Origin of the sequence: Nostoc sp. (assembly GCF_036917275.1) — a bacterium.
Lineage (GTDB): Bacteria > Cyanobacteriota > Cyanobacteriia > Cyanobacteriales > Nostocaceae > Nostoc.
In genome coordinates this window covers 259964-284773 of record NZ_JBALDF010000070.1, presented here as the reverse complement: position 1 = coordinate 284773, position 24810 = coordinate 259964, and the positions used below count along the sequence as shown (strand labels likewise).

The 24810-nt window shown below is 41.7% G+C and carries 16 protein-coding genes and 2 pseudogenes; 12 read left to right on the top strand and 6 right to left on the bottom strand.

Annotation, left to right across the window (positions count from 1 at the left end):
* Positions 1 to 185 precede the first annotated feature (185 nt).
* Positions 186 to 539, top strand: coding sequence for a phage holin family protein (locus tag V7K35_RS28125; RefSeq protein ID WP_334796563.1), 354 nt, complete (start codon positions 186 to 188; stop codon positions 537 to 539).
* 5 nt (positions 540 to 544) lie between these two features.
* On the opposite strand, the gene V7K35_RS28120 is transcribed toward V7K35_RS28125, so the two are convergent.
* The 3 genes from V7K35_RS28120 to argS all read right to left on the bottom strand — a co-directional run bounded on the left by V7K35_RS28120 (position 545) and on the right by argS (position 3513).
* Positions 545 to 1048: a cobalamin biosynthesis protein gene (locus V7K35_RS28120; protein WP_335083572.1), complete on the bottom strand. Its 504-nt coding sequence runs from the start codon at positions 1046 to 1048 to the stop codon at positions 545 to 547.
* Between the two features lie 8 nt (positions 1049 to 1056).
* Positions 1057 to 1620, bottom strand: coding sequence for a Uma2 family endonuclease (locus tag V7K35_RS28115; protein WP_335083571.1), 564 nt, complete (start codon positions 1618 to 1620; stop codon positions 1057 to 1059).
* A gap of 129 nt (positions 1621 to 1749) precedes the next feature.
* Entirely contained in the window at positions 1750 to 3513 is a 1764-nt protein-coding gene (gene argS, locus V7K35_RS28110) for an arginine--tRNA ligase (protein ID WP_335083569.1), read from the bottom strand.
* A 271-nt stretch (positions 3514 to 3784) separates the two neighbouring features.
* Here argS and V7K35_RS28105 point away from each other — a divergent pair.
* A pseudogene (locus V7K35_RS28105) lies at positions 3785 to 3889 on the top strand (type II toxin-antitoxin system HicA family toxin); the annotation flags it as partial.
* Positions 3889 to 4100: pseudogene (locus V7K35_RS28100) on the top strand (type II toxin-antitoxin system HicB family antitoxin). The pseudogenes V7K35_RS28105 and V7K35_RS28100, both read left to right, overlap by 1 nt.
* Before the next feature lie 81 nt (positions 4101 to 4181).
* Here the strand turns inward: V7K35_RS28100 and murD are convergent.
* Together murD and glyS are read right to left on the bottom strand one after the other, a co-directional pair.
* The gene (gene murD, locus V7K35_RS28095) at positions 4182 to 5633 is read right to left on the bottom strand and encodes a UDP-N-acetylmuramoyl-L-alanine--D-glutamate ligase (RefSeq protein WP_335083567.1); all 1452 of its coding nucleotides are present in this window, start codon (positions 5631 to 5633) and stop codon (positions 4182 to 4184) included.
* Positions 5634 to 5715: 82 nt separating this feature from the next.
* Positions 5716 to 7869 (bottom strand): glycine--tRNA ligase subunit beta, encoded by a 2154-nt coding sequence (gene glyS, locus V7K35_RS28090; RefSeq protein WP_335083565.1) that lies wholly within the window; start codon positions 7867 to 7869, stop codon positions 5716 to 5718.
* A 1156-nt stretch (positions 7870 to 9025) separates the two neighbouring features.
* Between glyS and V7K35_RS28085 the strand changes: the two genes are divergently transcribed.
* From V7K35_RS28085 to V7K35_RS28070, 4 genes are all read left to right on the top strand, one after another.
* On the top strand, positions 9026 to 10315 hold the full coding sequence (locus V7K35_RS28085; protein ID WP_335083563.1) for a glycosyltransferase family 4 protein: 1290 nt from the start codon (positions 9026 to 9028) through the stop codon (positions 10313 to 10315).
* A 942-nt stretch (positions 10316 to 11257) separates the two neighbouring features.
* The gene (locus tag V7K35_RS28080) at positions 11258 to 12865 is read left to right on the top strand and encodes an efflux RND transporter periplasmic adaptor subunit (RefSeq protein WP_335083561.1); all 1608 of its coding nucleotides are present in this window, start codon (positions 11258 to 11260) and stop codon (positions 12863 to 12865) included.
* Between the two features lie 150 nt (positions 12866 to 13015).
* The gene (locus V7K35_RS28075; RefSeq protein ID WP_335083560.1) at positions 13016 to 13198 is read left to right on the top strand and encodes a hypothetical protein; all 183 of its coding nucleotides are present in this window, start codon (positions 13016 to 13018) and stop codon (positions 13196 to 13198) included.
* Between the two features lie 167 nt (positions 13199 to 13365).
* A complete protein-coding gene (locus V7K35_RS28070; RefSeq protein ID WP_335083558.1) occupies positions 13366 to 13830 on the top strand; it encodes an RpiB/LacA/LacB family sugar-phosphate isomerase in 465 nt (154 codons plus the stop codon).
* Positions 13831 to 14012: 182 nt separating this feature from the next.
* On the opposite strand, the gene V7K35_RS28065 is transcribed toward V7K35_RS28070, so the two are convergent.
* The gene (locus V7K35_RS28065; RefSeq protein WP_335083556.1) at positions 14013 to 15986 is read right to left on the bottom strand and encodes a heavy metal translocating P-type ATPase; all 1974 of its coding nucleotides are present in this window, start codon (positions 15984 to 15986) and stop codon (positions 14013 to 14015) included.
* A gap of 221 nt (positions 15987 to 16207) precedes the next feature.
* Between V7K35_RS28065 and V7K35_RS28060 the strand changes: the two genes are divergently transcribed.
* From V7K35_RS28060 to V7K35_RS28040, 5 genes are all read left to right on the top strand, one after another.
* Complete coding sequence (locus tag V7K35_RS28060; RefSeq protein WP_335083554.1) at positions 16208 to 17332, top strand: AAA family ATPase; 1125 nt, start codon at positions 16208 to 16210, stop codon at positions 17330 to 17332.
* Positions 17319 to 17876, top strand: a complete 558-nt coding sequence (locus V7K35_RS28055; RefSeq protein WP_335083552.1) for a hypothetical protein — start codon at positions 17319 to 17321, stop codon at positions 17874 to 17876. Before V7K35_RS28060 ends, V7K35_RS28055 begins: the two co-directional genes overlap by 14 nt.
* Positions 17866 to 19017 carry a precorrin-8X methylmutase gene (locus V7K35_RS28050; RefSeq protein WP_335083550.1) on the top strand — a complete coding sequence of 384 codons (1152 nt, stop codon included), beginning with the start codon at positions 17866 to 17868 and terminating at the stop codon, positions 19015 to 19017. The genes V7K35_RS28055 and V7K35_RS28050 overlap by 11 nt, the downstream gene beginning before the upstream one ends.
* A 377-nt stretch (positions 19018 to 19394) precedes the next feature.
* Positions 19395 to 22976 carry a DUF4912 domain-containing protein gene (locus V7K35_RS28045; protein ID WP_335083548.1) on the top strand — a complete coding sequence of 1194 codons (3582 nt, stop codon included), beginning with the start codon at positions 19395 to 19397 and terminating at the stop codon, positions 22974 to 22976.
* Between the two features lie 1140 nt (positions 22977 to 24116).
* On the top strand, positions 24117 to 24356 hold the full coding sequence (locus V7K35_RS28040; RefSeq protein ID WP_335083546.1) for a hypothetical protein: 240 nt from the start codon (positions 24117 to 24119) through the stop codon (positions 24354 to 24356).
* Positions 24357 to 24810 lie beyond the last annotated feature (454 nt).

Here is a 24810-nt window from a genome sequence, read left to right as displayed (position 1 = left end):
ATACGATAAAGATATCTTGATTGAAAGTATCTCTCTATGCGATCGCTGAAAAATTACATTGCTTTTGAGCGGATAAGAGAAGTACAGCATAGGAGCTAGATACAACTACGCTTGATGGTGTTATAGATTACAACTGGCAATAGTCAAATTAATTAAACTTACTGCTAATTCCTCTAAAAAAACTTATGCAACACTTTTTATTAACTTGGCTCGGTAGTGCGGTGGCGTTATTTCTTACTGCTAATATCGTTCCGGGATTCTTTATCAAGAATTTTGTGACTGCCTTGATTGCTGCCCTTGTGATTGGTCTGGTTAATGCATTTATTAGGCCAATTTTGCAGATTTTGACGTTTCCGATTACCTTACTCACCTTTGGTTTATTTACATTAGTGATCAACGCCTTAACCCTTTGGCTGGCAAGTGCCCTAACTCCTGGTTATGGTTTTGAGATTCAGGGCTTTTTACCTGCTTTGTTAGGTTCAATTGTGCTAGCAATTGTTTCTAGCATAATTAACTATTTATTGAGAGTTGTTGACTAGAAAAATTAGTAAATTGTAATACTCATATTTAAAGCTTGGGCAACAGCTAGGGTTACTGCTCCTGGTTGCCCTTGTAGCTGGAAAATTCGTTTAGGAACTAAGAACCTCACCCGCAATTCCTCTATGCTTGTAAAGGAAAAAACAGTCAACGATGTGAGTTGAGTAGCTGCAAGAATAGCAGCTGCCTCTGCTACGCTAGGTGTACCTACTTTGTGGTCGGTAATTGTGGTAGGGTTGGGGACACAGACAGAGCGAAGGATTTGGGCAGAAAAGGTTTTTAGGGGCAAATTGCGTAGGCGACAAAGTTGTAGTAAACCAACTTCTGAAGCTTTAGTGTCAATAGTAGCAATTCCTGCGATCGCACTTTGAAAAAGTTGGTTTTCTTGAAAGACTTGCTCAATTGCCCGATCAATCAATTGCCATGAGGTTCCCCGTTTACAACCGATTCCTACCCAGAAAATCTGTTGCACTTGGTCTATTTTCTCATTCTGTTCGTCAGGATTTGACATGCTTGGATTTACTCTAACAGCCAACCCAACAAATCTCCTACTGTCAGCCTCAACTCACTTGCAAAATCTGGCACAGGGAGTAAAGCTTCTAGTTCATCCAACATAATTGGCTGTTGATTGCGGATGTACACAAACACCGTTTGTTCTTCTGGATTAATCAGCCAACCCATTTGTGTTTCATAATTCAGGCAATGTAAAATATTTTTTGTAACTTTCGTTTGTCTTTGGTCAGGCGATAGAATCTCAATAGTCCAATCGGGAGCTGCTGAAAATAAATTTGCTACCCTGCCATTTTCTTTGCGAGGTATTCTATCCCAAGTAAATAGCGCTACATCCGGGGCAATTGATCTGCCACCAAATGTACACCGCAGTTCTGGATATGCTCGTGCAACTTTTTGGGGTTTCAAGACAGCATTAATAAAAATAATCAGTTCACCTTGAATAGTGCTATGTTCTCCCTGTGCCATAGGTTTTTGAATAATTTGACCATCAATGTATTCACTAGCGGGCTTCGTTTCTGGTAAAATTAGAAACTCTGCCAAAGTTATATTTTTTGATGGTGTCCGTACCATTTGCGATCGCCTCCAAGTCCAGCAATTCTAATTAACCAACCGCAAGTACACAAAGAAAAAATCAGCTTTAACTTAACTCTTACTCTGCGTACCTTTGCGTTACCTTAGCGTACCTTTGCGTTAAAAAAATTACATCCTCTCCAATACCTGAATTCCCAACAATAATAATCCCAACTTCAGAGTTCTAGCAGTCAAATCACATAAAACCAAGCGAGATGTTCGCTGCGGTTCCTGTGCATCCAACACCTGAACTCCCTGATTGCGGTCATAAAACTGATTAAACTTCTTACTCAGTTCGTACAAATACTCACATAAACGATTGGGTAGCAAGTCTTGCTCTACACTACTAATAACTTCATCCAGTTGAAGTAAATATTTTGCTAGCGCTAATTCTGTTTCATGCTGCAACAGAACAGCATTGTTTCCCAACTCCTCAAAGTTAATATCACCCTTGCGGCTAATCCCCTGAATCCGCGCATAAACATACAGCATATAGGGCGCCGTATTGCCTTTGAGATCCAGCATTTTGTCGTAGCTGAAAATGTAGTTACTGGTGCGGTTTTGGCTTAAGTCTGCATACTTAACTGCACTGATCCCAACTACTCTAGCAACTTCATTAATAAATTCTTCAGTTTCTTGGCGTTCTTCTTCTTGTAATCTAGTTTTTAAGTCAGCATGGGAACGCGAAACAGCTTCATCTAATAAATCCCGTAACCGCACAGTATCCCCAGAACGAGTTTTGAATTTCTTCCCATCTTCTCCTAACACCAGCCCAAAGGGCACATGCACTAATTCCACATCATCGGGAATCCAGCCAGCTTTGCGCGCAACTTGGAAAAATTGGGCAAAGTGATTTCCTTGTCCAGCATCTGTTACATAAATTATCCGCTTTGCTTCATCCTGCTGAATCCGGTAGCGGAGGGATGCTAAATCTGTTGTGGCGTAGTTATAACCGCCATCTGATTTCTGCACAATTAAGGGCAAAGGTTCACCTTCTCTATTTGTAAATCCTTCCAGAAAAACGCATTTTGCTCCTTGATTTTCTACGAGTAACCCAGATTTTTCTAAATCTTCCACAACGCCATATAGTAAGGAGTTGTAGAAAGATTCACCCCGTTCAATTATCTCGACATTTAGCAAGTCATAAACTATTTGAAACTCCAGCCGCGACTGTTCGCACAGCAATTTCCAAGCATGGAGTGTATCTTCTGCACCTGCTTGTAATCTTACAACTTCTTGCCGTGCTGTTTCTTGAAAAGCTGCATCTGTATCAAACCGCAGTTTGGCTTTGCGGTAAAAAGAGACTAAATCACCAATATCTAAAGCATTAGCGGTGGTAAGCGCGTCTGGGTAAACTTCCCGGAGATAGGCGATTAACATTCCAAACTGTGTACCCCAATCACCCACATGATTTAACCGCAAGACATCATGTCCTTGAAATTCTAAAATTCGGGCGATGGAATCACCAATAATTGTCGAACGCAAGTGTCCAACGTGCATTTCTTTGGCAATGTTTGGACTAGAAAAATCGACAATTTCTTTTCTTGGCGTTTTTGCAGCTAGAACTCCCAACCGGGGATCAGTTTGAATCGCATTGAGTTGGGCTTCTAAATATACCGTTTTTAGTTTTAGATTGATAAATCCTGGCCCAGCGATTTCTGGCGGTTCGCAGATTTCGGATACATCTAGTTTCTCAACGATCGCTTGTGCGATCGCTCTTGGTTGCAATCCTTTCTTTTTACTCAGGGATAAAGCCACATTCGCCTGATAATCACCAAATTTAGGATTGCTAGCAGAAACCAAAATTGGATCTACTCCAGCGAAGTCAGCGCCAAAAGCCGCAACTATTGCCTGTTCAAGCTGAACTTTTAGTTTTTCTTGTGTAGCGTTCATATATAAATTTTATCTGTGAGAGAGGGAATGTAGCTCTGGAAAAGCTTGATTATTAACTTTAGCATTTCATTTTGAGCCACTCGATTCATGAAGCGATTTTGACTATATTGAGTGATTGCTTTAATAATTGTCAATAAGATACTCTATCTGTAATATAAATTTCACCTTACAGATAAGCGCTAGCATGAAAGTACGCGAAGTTATCAAATGACTAAAAGCTAATGGTTGGTATCTTGTTAGAACTAAAGGTAGTCATCGACAGTTCAAACATCCAGATAAACCCAGTACTGTAATAGTGTCTGGTAAGCCAAATGTGCATGTGCCAATTGGTACTCTTAAAAATATCTGGAGACAAGCTCAATTAGAGGAAGACTGATGCGTTATACAGTTGTGATTGAAAAGGGAGAAACTAGCTACAGCGCTTATGTCCCTGTTTGCCAGGTTGTGTCGCAGTGGGTGAAACTTTAGAAGAAGTCAAGCAAATGATTGCAGAAGCTATTGAATTTCATCTAGAAGGAATGCTAGAAGATGGTTTACCTATTCCTAAACCTACAAGCATTGCTCATGAGGTTGAAGTTGTAAAATAATTATTTCCTACCAATACAAAAATTGTTAATAGTTTTACACAATTCACTCACTGCGTAACTGCAAGCCACACAGGGAATGAATTATAGGGAAGAAAGAATCAAGTTGTATTGAATCCCTCCTCCCGCCCAATCAAGGCACAACTGACGGAAACGATCGCCCCGCACTTCAAAATTCGGGTACTGGTCAAAACTCGCACAAGCCGGAGATAGCAACACCACAGGCGCTTGATACTCCTTAGCTAATTCTGCTGCTTTCGGAACTGCTATTTCCATAGTTTCCACAATATGGTAAGAATAATACCCCACCTCTTGGAGGCGTTGGGCAAATACGGGTGCAGCAGAGCCAATCAATAACACAGCAGCAGCTTTTGAGTGAATTTTTGCTAGCCAGCCAGTATCATCACCTGCTTTGGCTTCTCCACCAGCAATTAAAATCGCTGGACTGTTAACGGATGCTAAACCAACTTCTGCAGCATCGTAGTTAGTGGCTTTGCTATCGTTAATGAAATCAATACCTTCCCAAGTGCAGATATGCTCCAAACGATGAGCAACACCAGGAAATTCAACAATAGCACGTGCGATCGCATCACGATTAATTCCCGCTAATCTTGCCGTTGCTACTGCCATCAAGAGATTTTGTTGGTTATGTTCTCCTACCATCCGCAAAGTGGATACTTTCACAATTGGTTCTGGTGCAGAGGTTGCACTCAACTTTTCTACAACCCAGTCGTCTTCGATGTAAAAGCCTTTTTCGCTAATCAGGAAATCTTTTCCTCTCACACTTGTCCAATAAGCATCAGGCCAAGCACTTAAACCTTGCTGCCTCAAGTAGGTATCATCACCATTGAATACTTGCAACTCTGACTGGCGTAATAATTTGGCTTTGATATTGTAATAGTTCTCTAAAGTCTGATGGCGACTAAGATGATCCGGCGTGAAAGTCGTCCAAACACCGATACGGGGTGCAAGAGAACTGGAAGATTCTACTTGATAGCTGCTAATTTCCGCAATTACCCAATCAATACAATTTTGGATTGGAGTTTCTGTCCCTGTGCTGCAAGATAGGGCAACTTCACAAGCGGCGTAGCCAATATTACCGCAGGCGGGCGCATCTAATTCTGCTGCTTGGAAAATGGCAGCAATTAAAGCTGTGGTAGTAGTTTTGCCGTTAGTGCCAGTAATTCCTACCCAAGGTAGCGATGCCTGCGGCTGGCTGCGCCAACGCAAATTTCGCCAAGCGAGTTCCATTTCCCCAATGGTTTCAATACCTAATTGGCGTGCCTTAACTAATACGGGAATATCCCAAGGCACGCCAGGACTAACGACTATTAATTGAGGTAAATTAGCACTATTCAATTCTAGGGATTGGCCTAGTTTAACGGTTATTTGCTCGGCAGCGAGTTGTTGTTGTTGTTGTAGGAGGGTTTCGGAGGTGTTGCCATCACTTAGCTCTACCTCCCAACCTTCCCGTTTCAACAATCTTGCCGCAGCAACACCGGACTTTCCTAATCCAATTACAGTAGCTCTAGGCATAGATTGCAGCAGAGTCCCTGGTTAAGCACTCCCTATAGTAGCGTCTATTGGCAAAAATTACACAACTTTTTGTTGACCTACGCTACAGATTTTTGACGATCGCACCAAAATCAGCTAGAACACGGGCATGATTGCGAACTAATCCCAGCAGATATAATCGATTCCGCTTAACTTCTGGATCGGAGTCCATAACTAAAACGCTATCTGGGCCATCAAAGAAGTTACTAACTGTTGGAGCAATTTTTGTTAGTGCTGCTACTAACAGTTGATAATTTCGTGTCTGCTGTGCTGCTTGAGTTTGGGGTACTGATTCGATTAAAGCATTATACAAAGCTGTCTCAGAGGGTTTTTGAAATAATTCTTGACGAACTACGGCTGTCGGTTCTAACTGTTTTGTATCCAAATCACCTTGGGCGGCTAATCGTGTGGAACGGTTAACGGTTTCGTAGATGGTATCTAAGGTACTATCGTTGCGAATTTGTTGTAAATATAAAGCGCGATCGCGTACATCCAATAAATCTTTTAACGTCCGTTCTGTGTATTCTGGGTCATTTTCTCCCAAAACTGCATTTATTAAGTCGTAATCAATTTGTTTTTCTTCTTGTAGTAAAGTACGGATGCGTTGTAAGAAAAACTCTTGTAATGCTGCGGTTAATGATGCCTGGTCTTTGTGATATTTAGCTGCAAAATCAGTTGCTATCTGCTCCAATAAACTCTCTAAATTTATCGGCAAATTATAAAACCAAGTAATTTTAACTACAGCATTGCCAGCCCGGCGCAAGGCAAAGGGATCAGACGAGCCAGAGGGAATTAAACCTAAACCAAAGATACTCACTAAAGTATCTAATCTATCTGCCAAACCGACAATTTGACCTGTGAGTGTTTCTGGTAAAATATCACCGGCTCCCGTTGGCAAATAATGTTGAAAAATTGCCTTTGCTACTTCGGCATCTTCACCACTAGCTAAGGCATATTTTTCTCCCATTATCCCTTGTAATTCCGGGAATTCATACACCATTTGGGTAACTAAATCGGCTTTACATAATAAAGCAGCACGTTGGATTCTTTGGCTTTGGTCTTCTTCTAATTTTAATTGGCTGGTTATTCGCTCGGCAATCTTGACTACTCTATCTACCTTGGCACGCAATGAACCCAATTCTTCTTGAAAAGTGACTTTTTCTAACTGGGGTAGAAAGCTTTCTATTGGCTTAGTTAAATCAGCTTCATAGAAAAATCTTCCATCAGCTAATCTGGCACGAATTACCCGTTCATTCCCTACAGCAACAATATCTGATTTATGGGGATCACCGTTAGAAATGGTGATAAAATTAGGCAATAATTCTTGCTCAAAACTACCTGGTTTGAATACAGGAAAATAACGCTGATGAGTAACCATGACTTCAGTAACTACCTCAGTCGGTAATTTCAAAAATTCTGGCTCAAATTTACCGACAACTGCGGAAGGATGTTCGACAAGGTTGGTTACTTCTTCTAATAAATCGGGGTAAATTACTGTATACCCGCCTAAATTTTGTACTACTGCCTCTACTTGCTTTCTAATAACATTTGCTCGTTCTTCTGAGTCAACTGTGACATAGGCAGATTTCAGGGTGGTAACATAATCAGTCGCTTGGGCAATTGTCACAGGTTCAGGATGCAAGACACGATGACCTTGAGAAATGCGATCGCTCTGAATCGTTTTAGAGCCATTCACTAATTCTAAAGGCAGCACCGTCTCATCTAACAAAGCTACTAACCAGCGAATTGGTCGGGAAAACCTCGCATCCCCATTCCCCCAACGCATCAACCGCTTACCTTCCAAACCCCAAATCCACTGGGGTACAAGTTCTGTCAAAATTTCTGCCACAGGACGGCCGGGAAATCTTTTTTGCACAAAGACAAATTCCCCTTTGTCAGTGGGACGAACAAACAGCGCATCCATTCCCACACCTTGCTTTTTGGCAAAGCCTGCTGCTGCTGCTGTTGGTTGACCATCTTTAAAGGCGGCTTGGGCGGGGGGCCCTTTAATTTCTTCTTCTCGGTCTGGTTGCTGAGATGGTAGACCTTTAATCAATACTGCCAGACGGCGCGGAGTACCGTACACCTGGACACTTTCGCCCTTGAGGCTGTTTGCTTGCAGGCTTTGGGGAATGCGCTCCCGCCATTGCACTAAAGCATCACTGACAAAACTTGCAGGTAGTTCTTCTGTACCAACTTCTAATAGAAACCCAGGCATAGGACACTGTTTTCAACTTTGCGTAGCTCAACTTTATCAGTTATTATCAAGCGATCGCTCGTGATTTTTACGGTAATTAGAGTTTGGATGATTCTTGTGAATCTATAACTATGTATCATCTTTGCTCAACATCCAGAAATAACCGTAAACAGTTGACCAAGCGGGAAAATCACTTAGTAAACCTTGCCATATACATCCTTAAAATGGATAAAGTCGAGCTTAGATTTGTTAGATGACTTGGCATTTTCTCCAAAACTTCACAAAAAAAGTATTTCTCTTCATTGATTTATTACATTCGCTACCGTAATTTAATGCAGTATTTAATTATACATATTTCTTTCGTAAAGTTAGTGTTGTTTATAAATTGATATCTGCATGATGTCAATTAATTTTGGAGTTCTGACAATGAAAAAGATTTTCGCCTATGAAGCTACGCAGGACGCTAGTGTTCAAAAGTTAGTGCTTTTGAACTACTCAAAAAAGTGAGATGCTAACTAATAAATTCAATACTGATGACTTAGTTAGAAATACTTCATGTGCCACTTTACAAGCTGGAATGTGGGTTTCATGCACGAGATTAAATATAATGCTACAATCCCCTAAGTGTAAATTTAAGCATTAGATTCACTTTTAACAAAACAGAATTCAGGAGTCATTAGCCAGAATTCTCCAATTTAATTTTGTGTGACTGGCGTCTGAATAAACGGCTTTAAGTTCCTCACAAAATTTAAAATTTGGTGTCTACAATTAGCGCAAAGTCAGAACGGAGGCTTCCCCCGTAGACATTTTACGGTTTGCCGCAAAACGTCTAAACTTTGTAAGAGAGTGGTGGGTCTGAATCCCTCACTATATTGATTCTGTATTCTGTATCCTTCTTAAAATTAGTGAAAACTTATCATGCGTATGGTAAGAAAATTAAATCAGTCAACAATTATCAGTGAACAGTGGTAATTGGTAACTGATAACTAATAATTAATAATTGATAACGTTTAAAATTCACTATAAAAAGTTTTAAATAGTCTTGATTGCAATTGTGATTACAAAAACTCATAATCTGCTCATAACTGAAATTAAGTAATGAAAGTAGCAGCGCCTACTGAAATTAGCAATAAATCCGCTCATCTCAGGCTGTCTTCACGAAATTCACAAATAGCTCATGCACATTCTGATCTATTCCTACAATTATCATCCAGAGCCGATTGGAATTGCTCCCTTAATGACTGAATTGGCAGAAGGACTAGTAAAGCGAGGTCACCAAGTGCGGGTGATTACCGGAATGCCTAACTATCCTCAGCGGGAAATTTACGATGAGTATCGGGGTAAATGGTACGTTACTGAACAAAAAAATGGTGTCACAATTCAACGAAGTTACCTCCGAATTAAGTCTAAACCTAACCTCATAGATCGGCTGTTACTGGAGTTGAGCTTTGTTTTTACGAGTTTACCCCAAGCCTTTAAAGGTGGACGCCCCGATGTGATTATCTTAACAGTTCCGCCTCTACTAGCTACGTTACCAGCAACAATATTTGGTTGGTTATACGACTGCCCCGTAGTTCTGAATGTGCAGGATATTTTACCAGAAGCTGCCGTGCGGATTGGGCTATTAAAAAATAAGTGGATGATCCGAACTCTTGCAGCCCTAGAGAAATTTGCATATCGGACTGCACACACTATTAGTGTCATTGCCGATGGATTTCGTGAGAATTTAGTGAATAAAGGAGTACCTGTTAATAAAATTGTTTGTATTCCCAATTGGGTGAATGTAAATTTCATCCGCCCTTTACCGAAAGAGAACAACTCCTGGATATCTAGCCATCAACTTGATGGTAAATTCGTAGTACTTTATTCGGGCAATATTGCTCTAACGCAAGGTTTAGAAACAGTAATAGAAGCAGCACTTTGCTTACGTCATATCAGAGAGATTGTCTTTGTCATCGTTGGCGAATCAATAGCATTGCAAAGGTTGCAGGAATATTGTCTATTAAATGGAGCAGATAATGTTTTGCTGCTACCGTTGCAGTCACGAGAAAAACTACCCGAAATGCTAGCAGCATCTGATGTAGGGCTGATTGTGCAAAAGCGCAATGTGATTTCGTTCAATATGCCTTCAAAAATACCACTATTGCTGGCGAGTGGTCGGCCGATTGTGGGTTCAGTTCCTGCCACTGGTACTGCTGCTAAAGCAATCCAACTCAGTGGTGGTGGGATAATTGTTGAGCCAGAATCACCCGATGCAATGGCTGCTGCGGTGCATGATTTATATGCTAATCCTGCTCTAGGGGCGAGGCTAGGTCACACAGGAAGACAGTTTGCCGAAGAAAACTATTCCTTGGAGCAAGCACTTGATCGGTATGAAGGGCTGCTTTCTCATATTCTTGCTAACCGAAAATCAACTGTGGGGATCTTGCCGAAATTGGATTCTAAAAAATCAGTTGTGGATGGTTGAAGAGCATGGGGCATTGGGCATTGCTGGCTCGGCTATACATACAAAACCCTAATTAGGGAAAATTAAATCACCCATTTGGGTGAGTTAAAAATCAACCGATCGGGTGACCTAAGTGTAGGAAGTTAAGATTACTCAAAAAGAGGAATCTATATTATAGAACACTGATTGCACCTGTTTCTTGGTGAGGATAACTTGATGAAACTCCTAAACTCCAGTTAATAAAGCTGAATTAATCAGCGATCGCTCTATACTCTTCTCTTCCCTAAGATCAATATTCACTACTACTAAAGAGAGATAAACTCATGTTTATCTTATACCAATCTCGTCTACCATGTGGTTATAATGCAAGCAAGCACTTACATGTGCAAGCAAACGCTTACAAATGCTCATGGAAAACTTAGCATCAAGGACGGCACAAACTCATGCACACTTGATAAAGTCAGCAACTAAATGTTTGCAACAGCAGATTTAATCGAAGCCACAGCGCGAAAAATTGCTCGTGTTGCTCCGGTCAATCAGGTAACTTGATATCGTCATTTTTAGAACAAAGAGCAACTACTAGCTGCTGTGATTGCCGAAGCGATCGCTTTACAGTCCTTGAAGAAGACAGGAGGTTCTGTTAATTTGCCTCAAACAAGATGAACCGGACATTGAACGGTGCTTTCTCTCGGAGCTACTAAATACAGGGTTTATACTGCCTAAAATAGTTTGATAAATCACCCGTATAAACAAATTATCGGAGTTATAAAATGTATAAATTAATTAGAATGTGCTGAAGATGTTTGTTCGTTTTAGGTGCTAGACATCGTGAGCGATCGCCAAATACCCAAATATATATTTGTTACCAGCATCAAAAAAAAGAGCTAAAAACTATTTAAACAATGCTTTTTTAGCGAAAAGTATGATTGCTTAAGTCTAAATCCACAAGAGAAGAAACCGAAGATGCCCCATTCTGAGTTCCCTGAGTCTCCCCTTCCCGTTGAAATAGAACAGCCTGCTGTTACTGATTCTAGTCAAGAGTTAGAACCATTGCCAGAGCGATCGCCTAAGCCACCTCGAAAGCGGCGTTGGCCTCTAATCTTGGGAATTATCCTGTTAATTGCAGGTGTTGGTTTTGGTTGGCGCTGGTGGCAAACTCGTAATGCTAGCAATGCACTAGAGGGTGCTGGAGCAGCTCCTCAACCAGCAGTTTCCGTTAAGCTAGCAACAGTGGAAACTGAAACTGTGCAGGATAGTTCGGAATTTATTGGCTCCTTAGAGGCACCACTCTCAGTACCAATCAAACCACAGGTTGGAGGGCGAATTAGCCAGATTTTCATCAAAGAGGGCAACCGTGTTCAACAAGGGCAAGTAATTATTAGCTTAGAAATTGATGATGCCTTAGCCCTGCTACGACAAAAACAAGCAGCACTACAACAAACACAGGCGAATCTTGCCGAACTCAAAGCAGGGACTCGAACAGAAGTAGTTTCCCAAGCCAAAGCCCAGCTAGATCAGGCCCAAGCAAAATATCAAGATGCCGTATCTGGATCGCTACCACAGCAAATTCAGCAGGCTGAAGCTCAAGTTAATTCCGCTAAATCCGATCAAGTACTAGCACAAGCACGAGCAAAGCGATACGAAGAATTAACAAAACAAGGGGCAACTTCCCAAGATACCCTAGATGAATACGTGAAAAACAAAGCTAGTACTGAAGCAGCGGTGGTTGCAGCCCAAAAAAACTTAGAGCAACTCCGCAAAAACAGAACTGCTAATATCCAGCAGCTAGGTGCTGCCTTAGAACAACAGAAACAATTCTATAAGCAACAGTTGAACGGCAACCGCCCAGAAGATATTGCTCAGGGGCGATCGCAAGTAAACCAAGCAGCGGCTGAAGTCCAGTCGGCTCAAGTCCAAGTGCAATATACAAAAGTTCTAGCTCCTTTCACAGGTATTGTTGGTAATATCCCAGTCAAGCCAGGACAGTATGTAGCACAAGGGGATCAACTTACCACATTGACCAAAAACGACTCTTTAGACCTGAATATATCCATTCCGCTAAATCAAGCCAAAAAGTTGCGCTTGGGTTTACCTGTGCAAATGCTGAACGCCCAAGGACTACCCACAGTAACGGGTAAGATCAGTTTTATTTCTCCAAATGCTAGTTTAGATTCGCAGACAGTTTTGGTGAAAGCCAACTTTGGCAATTTGAGAAATCGACTGCTTAATCTTCAGTCAGTGCAAACCAGAGTGATCTGGAACAAACATCCAGGAATTTTAATTCCAGTTACAGCAGTATCTCGCTTGGGTGGGGAGACTTTTGTATTTGTGGCTGAAGCGCCAGAACAAAAGCCTAAAGCTGAAGCATCGGCACAAAAGCCTAAAGCTGAAGCAGCATCTTTAGTAGCTCAACAAAAGCCCGTGAAATTAGGAGTTATTGAGGGGAATAGTTATCAAGTTATCCAAGGACTAAAAGCTGGGGACAAAATTGTTGTTTCCGGTATTCTCAGCCTAACCAATGGCGCTCCCATCAACCCTGCACCGCAAGAAGTGGGTAGTCGGAGTTTTTAATATTTGTACCTATCGATAACTACGTAATGCTCAATCTCTATCTACCCATTTTTTAATGATGTTTACGATCAAGTTGATTTAGTAAGTAGCTGGGCGAAATTAAATATAAAATGTCATTGCGTTGGCGTAAGCCTTCGCGTAGGCTAGGGAATGCACTGGAGTGTTCGCCTTGGTCTTGTAGAGTTGCAATCTCAGTCTTTGCGATCGCAACTTTTGGAAACCAAGGCGCGAACACTTCATACCCTTCTCTTGGCAAAGACCAAGGACAACGGGTTATCCTTTGGGGTACGCAATGACAAACTATCTTATATTTATTTAGATCCATCTACCTAATATTGATTGGTTTGGCTAATAAGAATGCTATATTGCTAAACTCAATGTTAGAGACATCGCCGTTTTATTCCGGTTGGAATATAGACGATATATCTACCTTTGTGATTTTTAAGGATCAGTCCTCAAACATTAAATCCCTATTTTGAAAGGGGAAAGCGTGAACAGTCATGAAAATCGCTATTGGCAGTGATGAACGCACCAACCTTACCGATAGGATAGTGGAAGAACTTAAGCAGCGTGGGCATGAAGTTATACCCTTCGGTTCCCTAACCGAGAATGATCCTGAAGTTGATTGGCCTCTCAACTGTAGTAAAGTTGCTTTGGCAGTGGCAACCCAGAAAGCAGATGAAGGGATTGTCTTTTGTTGGACTGGTACAGGTGCATCTATTGCCGCCAACAAAGTCTCAGGGATACGTGCAGCTTTGTGTCATGATGCTGAGACGGCACGCGGGGCCCGCATCTGGAATCATGCGAATGTCCTTGTACTAAGTTTACGTGCTACTACAGAAGCGATCGCTAAAGAAATATTAGATGTCTGGTTTAGTACACCCTATTCTGAGGATGAGTGGAACCTCTTGCAAATAGAGCGGATTAGACAGTTAGAGAAAAGTGCAACGGCATCAAAAATTTAAAATTTACATCTACTCTTCGCGTTACCCCACCCCGGTTTTGTCTAAAGCCAAAACCGCCCCTCCCCTTGGTAAGGGGAGGGGTAAAATATATGTTGTGTAAGCGTTTGAGCTTAATTTGACACCAATGGCCGCAGGCTACCGCTCCAGGCGCAGAGGACTCAGACAAAAGAGAGAAAAGTGCTTTATTTCAACAATCTCAAACCACTGAGAGTAACTAATACTGTGGAACCTTCATGGCCAATGACGCCGATAGGTAAGTTAATATTTCCCAGAAAGTTGCCCACCAAAAGCAACATAATGAAACTCAACGCTACGAATATATTCTGTTTGACTATGGATTGCGATCGCCTACCCAAATGCATCGCCACGGCAATTTTTTCTAACCTGTCTGCCATCAGTACTATATCTGCGGTTTCTAATGCCACATCGCTACCAGATATTCCCATCGCTATACCCACAGATGCTTGCGCTAGGGCTGGTGCATCATTGATCCCATCGCCTACCATTGCCACAGTTTGATATTGTTGCTGTAGACGACGGATAACATTCAACTTATCTTCTGGCAGAAGTTGAGCATATACCCGATCAATTCCTACTGCTTTGGCGATACTGTAAGCAGTTTCTTGATTATCCCCAGTTAACATGACAATTTGCTCAATTCCCAGTTTCTTTAAGCGGGTAATAGTTACGGCTGCTTCCACTCTCACCTCATCTGCGATCGCAATTATACCTATCACCTCTACCCCTCTGTTTCCCTGTGCTACCCAAACCACAGTTTTACCTTCTTGCTCCAAAGATTGAGCCATTTCTCGCAATTCTTCAGGTAAATTTGTCACATACTGTTGCACAAAAATGGCATTGCCCACAATTACCTGTTGCTCTTGAGCGATTCCCACAATTCCCTGTCCAGGTATAGCTTGCACTTGAACTGCACCAACCCAATCCAAATTACCCTTCGGGTTCAACAGTTTCGACTCGACGGGAACCGCCAAGACTCGAACTGTTTCACCAGCCGCCTGCACAATTGCCTTACCAATGGGATGTTCTGAATAAAATTCTACACTAGCAGCAGTTTTTAATACATCACATTGAGTGTATTCACTAACTGAAATTACCTGAAATACCTGCACCTGTCCTGTTGTCAGAGTACCAGTTTTATCAAATGCGATCGCTTGGACTTTGCCAATCTTCTCTAACTGTGCCCCATTCTTAAACAAAATTCCTTGTCTTGCACCATTGGCGATTCCCGAAAGCAGCGTGGGCATAATTGCAGCCATTAACGCACAGGGAGAAGCTACTACTAGGAAGGTAAGCGCCCGGTAAATCGTGGTTTCCCAATCCCAACCCCAGAGAAATGGCGGTAAAGTTGCGAGTAATATCCCAGCTACTACAATGACTTTGGCATATCCCTTCTCAAAGCGAAGGGTAAACTCTTGCGAAGGAGGGGCTTGAGTCTTTGCCTGTTCTACCAAACGAATCACACGCACAATCAAACTACTTTGGGCTGGTTTGTGTACTTTAATCTGCAATCCACCATAGCCGTTGAGTGTGCCGGCAAATACTTCTGCGCCCACTGTTTTCTCTACAGGTAAAGACTCGCCTGTAATTGCAGCTTGATTGAGGGTGCTGTAACCAGATAAAATTATCCCATCAGTAGGAATTAGCTCTCCAGGTTTGACGACAATCTCATCACCCACCTTTAGCTGACTGATCGGAATTTCCTCTTCCCTTCCCTGATGCAAAACTCTTGCTGTATCTGGTGTCAAACTCATCAAACTGCGGATACTCCGCTCAGTTCGCTGCATTGCGTAGCCTTCTAATGCGCCACTGATGGCAAAAATCAGAATCAAAATTGCCCCATCAATAATTAGATGATATTCTCTTCGCCATAAGCCGAGGCTAGCAGCACCAATCGCCGCCACAATCATCAGCAAATCTACATCGAGTTCCTTTTCTTTGAAAAGGGTAGTCAATCCTTCCCGCGCACTTTCGTAACCACCAATTACATAAGCAGCTGGCAGTAGCAGCAGTGCTAATCCCAAAGCGCCGAGATGTAAGGCGAACCATCCGAGAAATAGTAGCAACCCACATAAAAGGGCTGCTACGGTATCTGCGTGTTCTCTGGTGAATTGGCTAAAACGTTGGGGGTAGAGCATGAGAGGTGAATTAACAGGGACTCTCTTACGCTAAACCTTGACATTGGTGTTAATGTCAAGGTTTATAATGATTTTAAAACGCAGAGGGGCGCTGAGGGAAGCGCAGAGGTACGCAAAGTTAAATCTTTATCTGTGTTCTTGAAGGGTTTTTCAAAAGCGGGATGTGGGTAAATGAGACGATTTAACTGTTAGCTTTAAAATTGCACTAGTAGGAAAAATCTATGTTAAAGCGAATATATATTGATAACTTTCGCGGGTTGGTAAATTTTGAGATGAATTTTGACTCGATTAACCTGTTTCTTGGTGAGAATGGGACAGGTAAATCAACTGTTTTTGAAGCCTTGCGGAGAATTCAACTTTTTATAAGTGGCGTTGCTAAGGTAGAAGGAATTTTCCCATTTTTTGACTGCACTCGCTGGCAAACTTTACCAATTCAGCGTTTTGAAATAGAAATTGATAGAAATGATGGCAACTATAAATATGAGCTTGCTATTGAACACAATCGAGAAAATAGCCAGGTACAATATGAGCGTTTGTGGTTTAATAACCAACCTTTATTAAAGTTCGAGATGGGCGAAGTTCAAATTTTTTATGACAATCATTTACTCAGTCCGACGAAATATCCTCCTTTTAATTGGTTTCAGTCCATACTACCTTTATTACTGGAAAATAATGACATTACAAAGCTGACCTGGTTCAAACAGCGTATGGAACGATTTATTATTGTACAAATTACTCCTCATTTGATAATTAATAGTAGTGAAAAAGAAGAAGCACAATTAACTCCTAAAATGGAGAATTTTGTTTCTTGGTATCGCTATATTTCACAGGATCAAGGCAAGGTAGCTGAACTGATGAATGTTTTGAAAGATGTCTTAGACGGTTTTGTAAGTTTTAAGTTTGATCAGTTTAGAGAAGGCTATCGAACTTTAAAATTACGATTTACAACAGATGCAGATAGGACAAATATTATTGATTATTACTTTAATGAATTATCTGATGGACAAAAAGTGCTAATTGCTCTGTACACCCTTGTCTATTGCACTCATTCTGAAGATTATACACTGTGTATAGATGAACCAGAGAATTTCTTAGCCCTGCCGGAAATCCAGCCTTGGCTAGTTCAGCTTTATGATCTTTGCAGTGAGGGAAAAATGCAGGCTTTGCTAATTTCTCATCATCCTGAATTAATTAATTATCTTTTAGCATCACCTATAGGTTATTGGTTTGAGCGTCAGAGTAATGCTCCTGTACGAGTCAAAAAAATTAGCAATGAGGTTGCTGAAAGTACTGGATTACCCGTTTCAGAACTGATTGCGCGGGGATGGCTTTATGAACCGGCGTAGAGTACAGATTGTAATTTTGTGTGAGGATAAACAACAAGAGGTTTTTGCTCGGCATTTTCTGAAAAAACGAGGTTTTATTTTAGATAGAAATCTGAGAATTGAAATTTGCCCAAAAGGTGCAGGAGAGCAGTTTGTTAGAAAACGTTATCCCGCAGAGGTAAAAGCATACCGCAGCAAAAACTATCTTTCAGGAATACTTGTGGTTTTGATTGATGCGGATAAAAAAACAATGGAGGAAAGGCTAAATCAATTAGATGAAGCACTAAGCGAAAATTCTCAACTAGTTCGTCAGCCTAAAGAAGCGATCGCAATATTTATTCCCAAAAGAAATATTGAAACTTGGATACATTATTTACAAGATGAAACTGTTGATCAAGAAACAGAATATTCAAAATTAAACAATGAGTCAGGTTGCAAGCCCTATGTAGAAAACTTGGTAAATCAGTGTTACCAAGGTTTAAATGACAATGCACCGCCATCTCTTCAGGCGGCTTGTGAAGAGTTACAAAGAATTTTACCATTATTAAATACTTATGAACGCTAGTTGTTTAACCATTAAAGAACTCACTGATGCAGTAGGCGGCGGTTTAACTCCGCGCATGGTACGGCATTATCATCAATTGGGACTATTACCGCAACCAGTGCGATCGCCTAGCAATTATCGTCTCTACACCAAAAAAGATGTTCTGCGGTTGCAACGGATTGTCGCACTCAAGCAGCAAGGGTTTCAGCTAAACCATATCCGCAATATTTTGGAGGTGGAACCAGAAGCTGACACAACCGTTAACCTCATGGGACAACTTCAGCAGCAATATCGAGCGGTGATGCAACAAATTTCTCAACTGCGGCAAACTGCATCAGCATTAGAAGGATTATTGGGGCGCGATCGCCATTGTCAAATTATCCAAGCGGAAGTTTTGGCACAACTCAAGTTACTCGATGTCGAAACTCAAGCTGGATTGGGGGGATTGGAAAACCTGTGGAGTGGCTTGGATGCTGAAATTCATACACACTCGGAAGCTTTTACAGAATCGCTACAACGCTTACTACCTGATTTGTCTCACCGTTCGGAAATTGAACAACACTTAATTTCTCAGTTGGTTTTGGCTTGTGGTGATGTCAGTTTGGTATCCTTTGTCAAGTTAAGCCGAGATGCGATCGCAGCTAGTCGAGGAGCTTTATCTTCAGGCTGTCAAATTGTTGTCGATACCCAAACGGTTGCTGCTGCTTTGGATCAAACCCGATTATCTCACTTGGGATGCCAGATCGAAACCTTGATTGATAATCCCCATATTACCACCGCCACAGAGGCAGAACTTGCCTTTTGGCAGCATCGGGAATGGCGAGAAAAATTGCAGCAAGTAAATCAGGGTTGTATCCTGGTAGTTGGTTATGCTCCCTCAGTCCTTGTAGAAATTTGTGAAGCGATGTCTACGACGGGCTACGCCAACGCCAACCAGAAAATTCAGCCTGCATTAGTAATTGGAATGCCCATTGGCTTTAGCCATGCTCCCGCAGCCAAGCGACAACTGATGCAACAAGGGATACCTTTTATTACAGTTGAAGGAACTTTGGGAGGTGGCGCTTTAGCTGCTACTGCCCTAAATGCCTTGGTTGAGTCACTGATTGATAAGCCAGATTGTCATTGTTATCTCAAAAATATAGTAGATTCTGCTGAATGCTGAACATTGAGTACTCAGTTCAGACACAAAGATACTCAGTACTCAGCAATACTGAAAATAATATTGTTAAATAATATTGAATTTGGTACACTTTACCAGTTTTAGTAATTCAATAATTCATAATTGTGGCCAAAAACTACCAACTTGGTATAAGTTGCAATATAAATTAGAAAAATTTATAGTAAACAGACTCTGGCAATTAGAGTATAAATTATCATCCTATACAATCTAATACGGAGTATAAATCAATATAAGTGCGTTAAAGGAATTAGAGGTAAAGATAACTCAGATGTATAATTAGCGCGTCTCCTCCATAATCCTTAAACAGATCGCGATTTAGGACTGGCAGGCTTTCTATTTTTTACTTTAATTAAGGGCTTATGTGGCAACAAGAAAAAAAAGATAGTTCAATAGTGAATCTGGTATTATGGGTTGCCTTAGCTACAACCCCTATGGCAGCAAGTTTGCTGGTGTCAGCACCCATGCTGGCCCAATCTAAACCTAATTCTCCCGCTTTTTCACTGCCGCAAACAGTGCAGAACGGGACAACAGTGCGGATTGACGGTTCAAGTAGTTTAGGTGCAATTAACCAAAGCCTGAAAGAGAATTTTGAAAAACAGTTTTCCGGCACAAAGGTTGAAGTTGCTGCTAACGGCACTAGTACGGCACTGAAAGATTTGCTAGCTGGCAAAATCGACATAGCAGCAATGGGGCGTGGGTTGACGCCAGCAGAAAAAGCCCAAGGACTAGAGCAAGTTCGCTTGCGCCGTGAGAAGATTGCGATCGTAGTAGGTGCTAATAATCCTTTCAAGCAAAGCTTGACTAGTAAGCAATTTGCCCGAATTTTCCGGGGAGAAGTTACAAATTGGTCACAACTGGGAGGGCCTTCAGGGAAGATTCGGTTAATTGATCACCCTAATACCAGTGAGACTCGCAATACTTTTCGTACTTATCCAGCCTTCAAGACTGCTAACTTTGCTACAGGGGCCAATGCTACCCAAGTAAGTGAAGATAATACCGCAGAAATCATCAAACAACTGGGCAAAGACGGCATCAGCTATGTGTTAGCTAATCAGGTGTCGAAGCTGAAAGGTGTGCGAGTTCTGGAATTACATCAAGCCTTGCCAGATGATGCGAAATATCCATTCTCGCAACCTTTAGTTTACGTTTACAAAAAAAATCCCAGCTTAACCACAGTAGATTTTCTCGGCTTTACCCTTGCACCCCCAGGACAGAAGGCTATAGAACAAGGTAGAACTGCTGAAGCAGTGGCGATCGCAGCAAACGGATCACAACCTGCTGTCAACCCTTCTCCCAGTGCTAAAACGATACCTGCTGCTACACCTTCCTCTAGTGCCACTACTTCTGCATTTGGCGAACAGCCCTTTGTGGCTCCTGCCAAATCACAAGTTAGTCCAATTGTCAACAGGGAAACACCATTTTGGTTGCTGTTACCTGTCTTTTTTATTGCCGCAGGTGGAGCGTTACTATGGTGGATTCTGGGAAAACGCCCATTGCCGACTGAGAAAACAGACAACTTACCAGAATCAGATCCTTATCTAACCAGCACAGAAGGCGCAGAAATGGCGGTGCTTAATGCCAGCACATCCCTGCCCGTTAACGGAGCGATGCTTGAGGAGGATTCACTGCCGCACTTCCAAGAGCAAGAAAGCCCCGCTCGCACTCCTTTCAACATCTATGCTCAAACACAATCTGACCTGACGGAAAATGGTACTCACGGGACATCAAATTTAGTCCAAGAGGCAACTAATGGTAAGTCTAAGCTCCATGAAGGCACAATCTCTGGAGTAGCTAATGGATCAGGTAATAACAACTTGGGAGCCGCAGCTTTAACCGGTGGTACGGCTTTAGCAACAGGAATCGGGGCGGCTACCTGGTCTACTTTTAACAACAAAGAAACAGAAATAGACACCACTGATGAGACAGTCCATCTAGAGCATTATCCAGAGACAAACATTCCTGATTCTGATCAAGTTGCATGGGACATAGAAGCCCCGGCGGCTGTAGTAAATACTTCATATCCTCACCTGGGTAATATTCCAGAAGAGGCATCTGAAGTGACAGCCTCACTCCCAGAATTACCAGATGTGCCAGAAGTAACATCTGGATTTGACTATTGGGACACAGAAGTTAGTGAAGATCAGATAGATGAGGAACTTCAGGCAGAATTGAACTGGCTAGATAGTATCACCTCAACTGAAGATCCAGCCTCAGTAGATGAATTGCCCTTACCAGAGTCTGGCGAAGTAGCAACGGATATAGAACCCTCAGCGGCACAAACATCCTCACTGCTCGATTTTCCAGAATTTCCAGAAGATATATTGAATCTGGTAGCGGACGCATCTGAACCCACTACCGATTTGCTAGAGTCAGAATTTGAAGCAGAGCCGACTGTAGCTGAAGTTGACTCCACAGATTCTGCCGCCGCAGCGGCTTTGGCAGGTGTAGGGATTGGAGCCTGGACTACCATCGGATCAGATGCCCAAGGACAAACCGATACTACGGTTGACAATGAGCCAATTGCAGCCGAAACAGCTATTGGTTTGGTTGATGCAGATGAAGAGAGCAGTATTGTCCTCACGCCGCATACTTCTACATCGGCTCATGTCTCTTGGGAGATTTCCGAAGTCAAGAAAGCAGCGCTACAACAACAGGGCGGCTCTCATTTGGTAGTGCGGCTCTATGATACAACTGGGATAGACCTAAGTTATCAAAGTCCCCACCTTGTACAGCAGTATGCATGTGAAGAGACAGCACACGATCGCCTGGTAGATATTCCCGTCAGCGATCGCGATTACATAGCTGAAATTGGCTATATCGCTGATGGCAATCGCTGGTTATTCATCGCCCGTTCAGCAGTTATTCGTGTCTTCAGTCCTGTCCTTCCAGATCCCATAGTTGATAATTTGGCAATCGGGGATAAAACAGATATTAACTTAGTAGATGTCCATGTCCCACAAGAGAGCAGTATTGTCCTCACATCGCACACTTTGCAATGGGCTGATGTCTCTTGGGAAATTTCCGAAACCAAGAAAGCAGAACTACAACAACAGGGCGGCTCTGATTTAGTAGTGCGGCTCTATGATGTAACTGGGATAGACCTAAGTTATCAAAGTCCCCACCTTGTACAGCAGTATGCATGTGAAGAGACAGCAAACGATCGCTTTGTAGAAATTCCCATCAGCGATCGCGATTACATAGCTGAAATTGGCTATGTCGCTGATGACGATCATTGGTTCTTTATAGCCCGTTCAGCGATCGTTCGTGTCTTCAATCCGGTGCATACAGATCCCACCGTTGAAAATGTAGCGTTAGCAAGCCAAACACCTATTGACTTGATAGAAGCCCAAGAACAGAGCAGTGAAGAAGAGAGCAATGTTGCGCTCACACCCCGCACTCCCAAGTGGGCTTATGTCTCTTGGTACATTTCCAAGACTCAGAAACAAGCACTGCAACAACAAGGCGGCTCCCAATTGCTAGTGCGGCTCTATGATGTGACTGGGATTGACTTGAGTTATCAAAATCCCCAGCTTGTACAGCAGTATGAATCTGAAGAGGTAGTACAGGGACGCTTTGTGGCTATTCCCGTGAGCGATCGCGACTACATGGTTGAAATTGGCTATATCGCTGATAGCGATGCCTACGGCGGTGAACTACGTTGGTTACTCATAGCCCGTTCGCCCAATATTCGCGTTTTCAGTCGTTCCCACGAAGATTTCTGGTTTGTGGCAGACGCTGAGTTGATTATTCACGGAGCAACCCAACCAAATACAAGTGTAAACATTGGTGGTCATACCATCAAAATTAAACCGGATGGTACTTTCCACTTACGTCTCCCCTTTTCAGATGGTTTAATGGACTATCTGATAACGGTAGGTGCTGATGGGGAATCCACTAGAACTATCCATAAGAAGTTCTCCCAGGAAACTTCTGAAAGCTAGCAATTTTCTGAATTACCCCTTTAACCCGATTTTCCCCATTTAGGCTACGGTGTACATCTTTTACACAGGATGCAAATTCACCTCGTTCCCAGTCGGAGACTGGGAATGCCTCTTTTGGGGCTGCCGCCTAGAGTGTTGATCAGAATGGAACCATTGAGAGAATTAGAAGAAGATTAAATCAATTCCTGGTGACTTTTATTATGATGCAACTGCATTAGTTGGGCAATATCTAAAAGAAGCTATAGAGAAGGAGTTTGTGTGACTTAAAGCATAACATTGCCGCCGTTTCAAGCATAACTTTGCCACGACTATGATTAGAACAGTGATTCTTGCGTAACCGTGTTCACACAGAAAATTCCACTTTTAAAGCATAACTTTGCCGTAATTATATTTTTAAAGTTTTAGCTTGCCGTAATTTCCTAATTTATCATTAATCCAGTAGGTATTTTGAAAACTCACCTCACGTAATTAAGCAACCTGTAATTGACATTACGCTCTGATCGGGTTTATACCAAGCTAAGTAGCAGTAGTAATAATAATACCTAAGTTGAACTTGCTACCCTGAAAACATAAATGGCTCAAAAATTCAAGTGGAAGACTTAAAAATACAGGATTGATAAAAAGCTGCGATCGTTAAACCCTAGCTGGACAATCCGCAGATATAGCAAAAGTTTAAATACTACGCGGTTGCTACATCATACAGTTGAAGAATATCCACATGAATCAGCTTCAATAAAATTCCAAGCAACAACTTGGTTATTGATAGCTGTAACCGCAAGTATAATTAATTATTTATATAAGATAGCGCTAAATTATAATTTAATAATCAGTTATAATTTTTATATATAAATATTGATAAAATAATTAATTATTTTGAACTGTTAAATCCTCAAATATTTAGATCAAAACAGTTAATTAAATATTTATAGATATTTGATAGACCATCCGAATTATTGGGAAGACTAAAATTACCCTTCTCCCACCATTGATATATTTAATGGGCGTGCCTAGATAATGAATAGTCTTTTGAAAATCCCGTCCTTACTGTTAGGACTGATAAAGCCAAAATCTAATAAGTTTGAAATCGAATGCTATGGTCAAGGTGATAGTGGGCTTGAAACGCAACAAATTTAGCAGATTATGGAGTGGCTGTTTGCTAGTCTAATGAATGCAGGATACCTTGGGAGATCACATCTGATTTGGGATCTAGGCGAACAGGACTGGAAACAAGTGGTACTGGCAGGACTTCTGAGAGATGAGCCAGTATTTTTATATCGTTGTAATGACAGACCTTCTTTACCACCAGAACACTGCTGCTGGCGATTAATGACAGAATATCCATCTTTGAGAATTTATCAGTTGGAAGTATTGGAGCGGTAAATTCTCATTTGATTATTTAGTTGTTATTTTAGTGACGGCGCAAACTTGAGAGAAACGGCAAAGAAATAAAAAGGGAAGCTTTTGCACCTGTTATTTCTATTGATTCGTCTCCACTAATTATCATGGAGACGATTTGTGGATTTCAGTTTATCGAGTAAGTTGATAAATTTTCATTAATTTGCCTTCACATAATTATTGGAGACGGCACAGTACCAGCCGACGTTCAGACTGCGGTTGACAAGTTTCCATTAATTCACCTCCACATAGTTAGTGGAGACAAGGCACACAGAAGCTTCACAAGGATAAGAGCAATGGTTTCCATTAATTTGCCTCCACATAATTAGTGGAGACATAAACACTACTTTGCAGCAAGCTGTTCAACGTAGTTTCCATTAATTCGCCTCCACATAATTAGTGGAGACTTGTACTCTTTAATGGTGGTTGTCAAGGCTTG

Excerpts from the sequence above, each read along its gene's own strand:
- V7K35_RS28085 (WP_335083563.1), top strand. The coding sequence starts at position 9,026 with ATGCACATTCTGATCTATTCCTACAATTATCATCCAGAGCCGATTGGA.
- V7K35_RS28055 (WP_335083552.1), top strand. The coding sequence starts at position 17,319 with ATGAACCGGCGTAGAGTACAGATTGTAATTTTGTGTGAGGATAAACAA.
- V7K35_RS28125 (WP_334796563.1), top strand. The coding sequence starts at position 186 with ATGCAACACTTTTTATTAACTTGGCTCGGTAGTGCGGTGGCGTTATTT.
- V7K35_RS28080 (WP_335083561.1), top strand. The coding sequence starts at position 11,258 with ATGCCCCATTCTGAGTTCCCTGAGTCTCCCCTTCCCGTTGAAATAGAA.
- glyS (WP_335083565.1), bottom strand. The coding sequence starts at position 7,869 with ATGCCTGGGTTTCTATTAGAAGTTGGTACAGAAGAACTACCTGCAAGT.
- V7K35_RS28115 (WP_335083571.1), bottom strand. The coding sequence starts at position 1,620 with ATGGTACGGACACCATCAAAAAATATAACTTTGGCAGAGTTTCTAATT.
- V7K35_RS28065 (WP_335083556.1), bottom strand. The coding sequence starts at position 15,986 with ATGCTCTACCCCCAACGTTTTAGCCAATTCACCAGAGAACACGCAGAT.
- V7K35_RS28050 (WP_335083550.1), top strand. The coding sequence starts at position 17,866 with ATGAACGCTAGTTGTTTAACCATTAAAGAACTCACTGATGCAGTAGGC.
- V7K35_RS28070 (WP_335083558.1), top strand. The coding sequence starts at position 13,366 with ATGAAAATCGCTATTGGCAGTGATGAACGCACCAACCTTACCGATAGG.
- V7K35_RS28075 (WP_335083560.1), top strand. The coding sequence starts at position 13,016 with ATGCACTGGAGTGTTCGCCTTGGTCTTGTAGAGTTGCAATCTCAGTCT.
- murD (WP_335083567.1), bottom strand. The coding sequence starts at position 5,633 with ATGCCTAGAGCTACTGTAATTGGATTAGGAAAGTCCGGTGTTGCTGCG.
- argS (WP_335083569.1), bottom strand. The coding sequence starts at position 3,513 with ATGAACGCTACACAAGAAAAACTAAAAGTTCAGCTTGAACAGGCAATA.
- V7K35_RS28040 (WP_335083546.1), top strand. The coding sequence starts at position 24,117 with ATGGAGTGGCTGTTTGCTAGTCTAATGAATGCAGGATACCTTGGGAGA.
- V7K35_RS28045 (WP_335083548.1), top strand. The coding sequence starts at position 19,395 with ATGTGGCAACAAGAAAAAAAAGATAGTTCAATAGTGAATCTGGTATTA.
- V7K35_RS28120 (WP_335083572.1), bottom strand. The coding sequence starts at position 1,048 with ATGTCAAATCCTGACGAACAGAATGAGAAAATAGACCAAGTGCAACAG.
- V7K35_RS28060 (WP_335083554.1), top strand. The coding sequence starts at position 16,208 with ATGTTAAAGCGAATATATATTGATAACTTTCGCGGGTTGGTAAATTTT.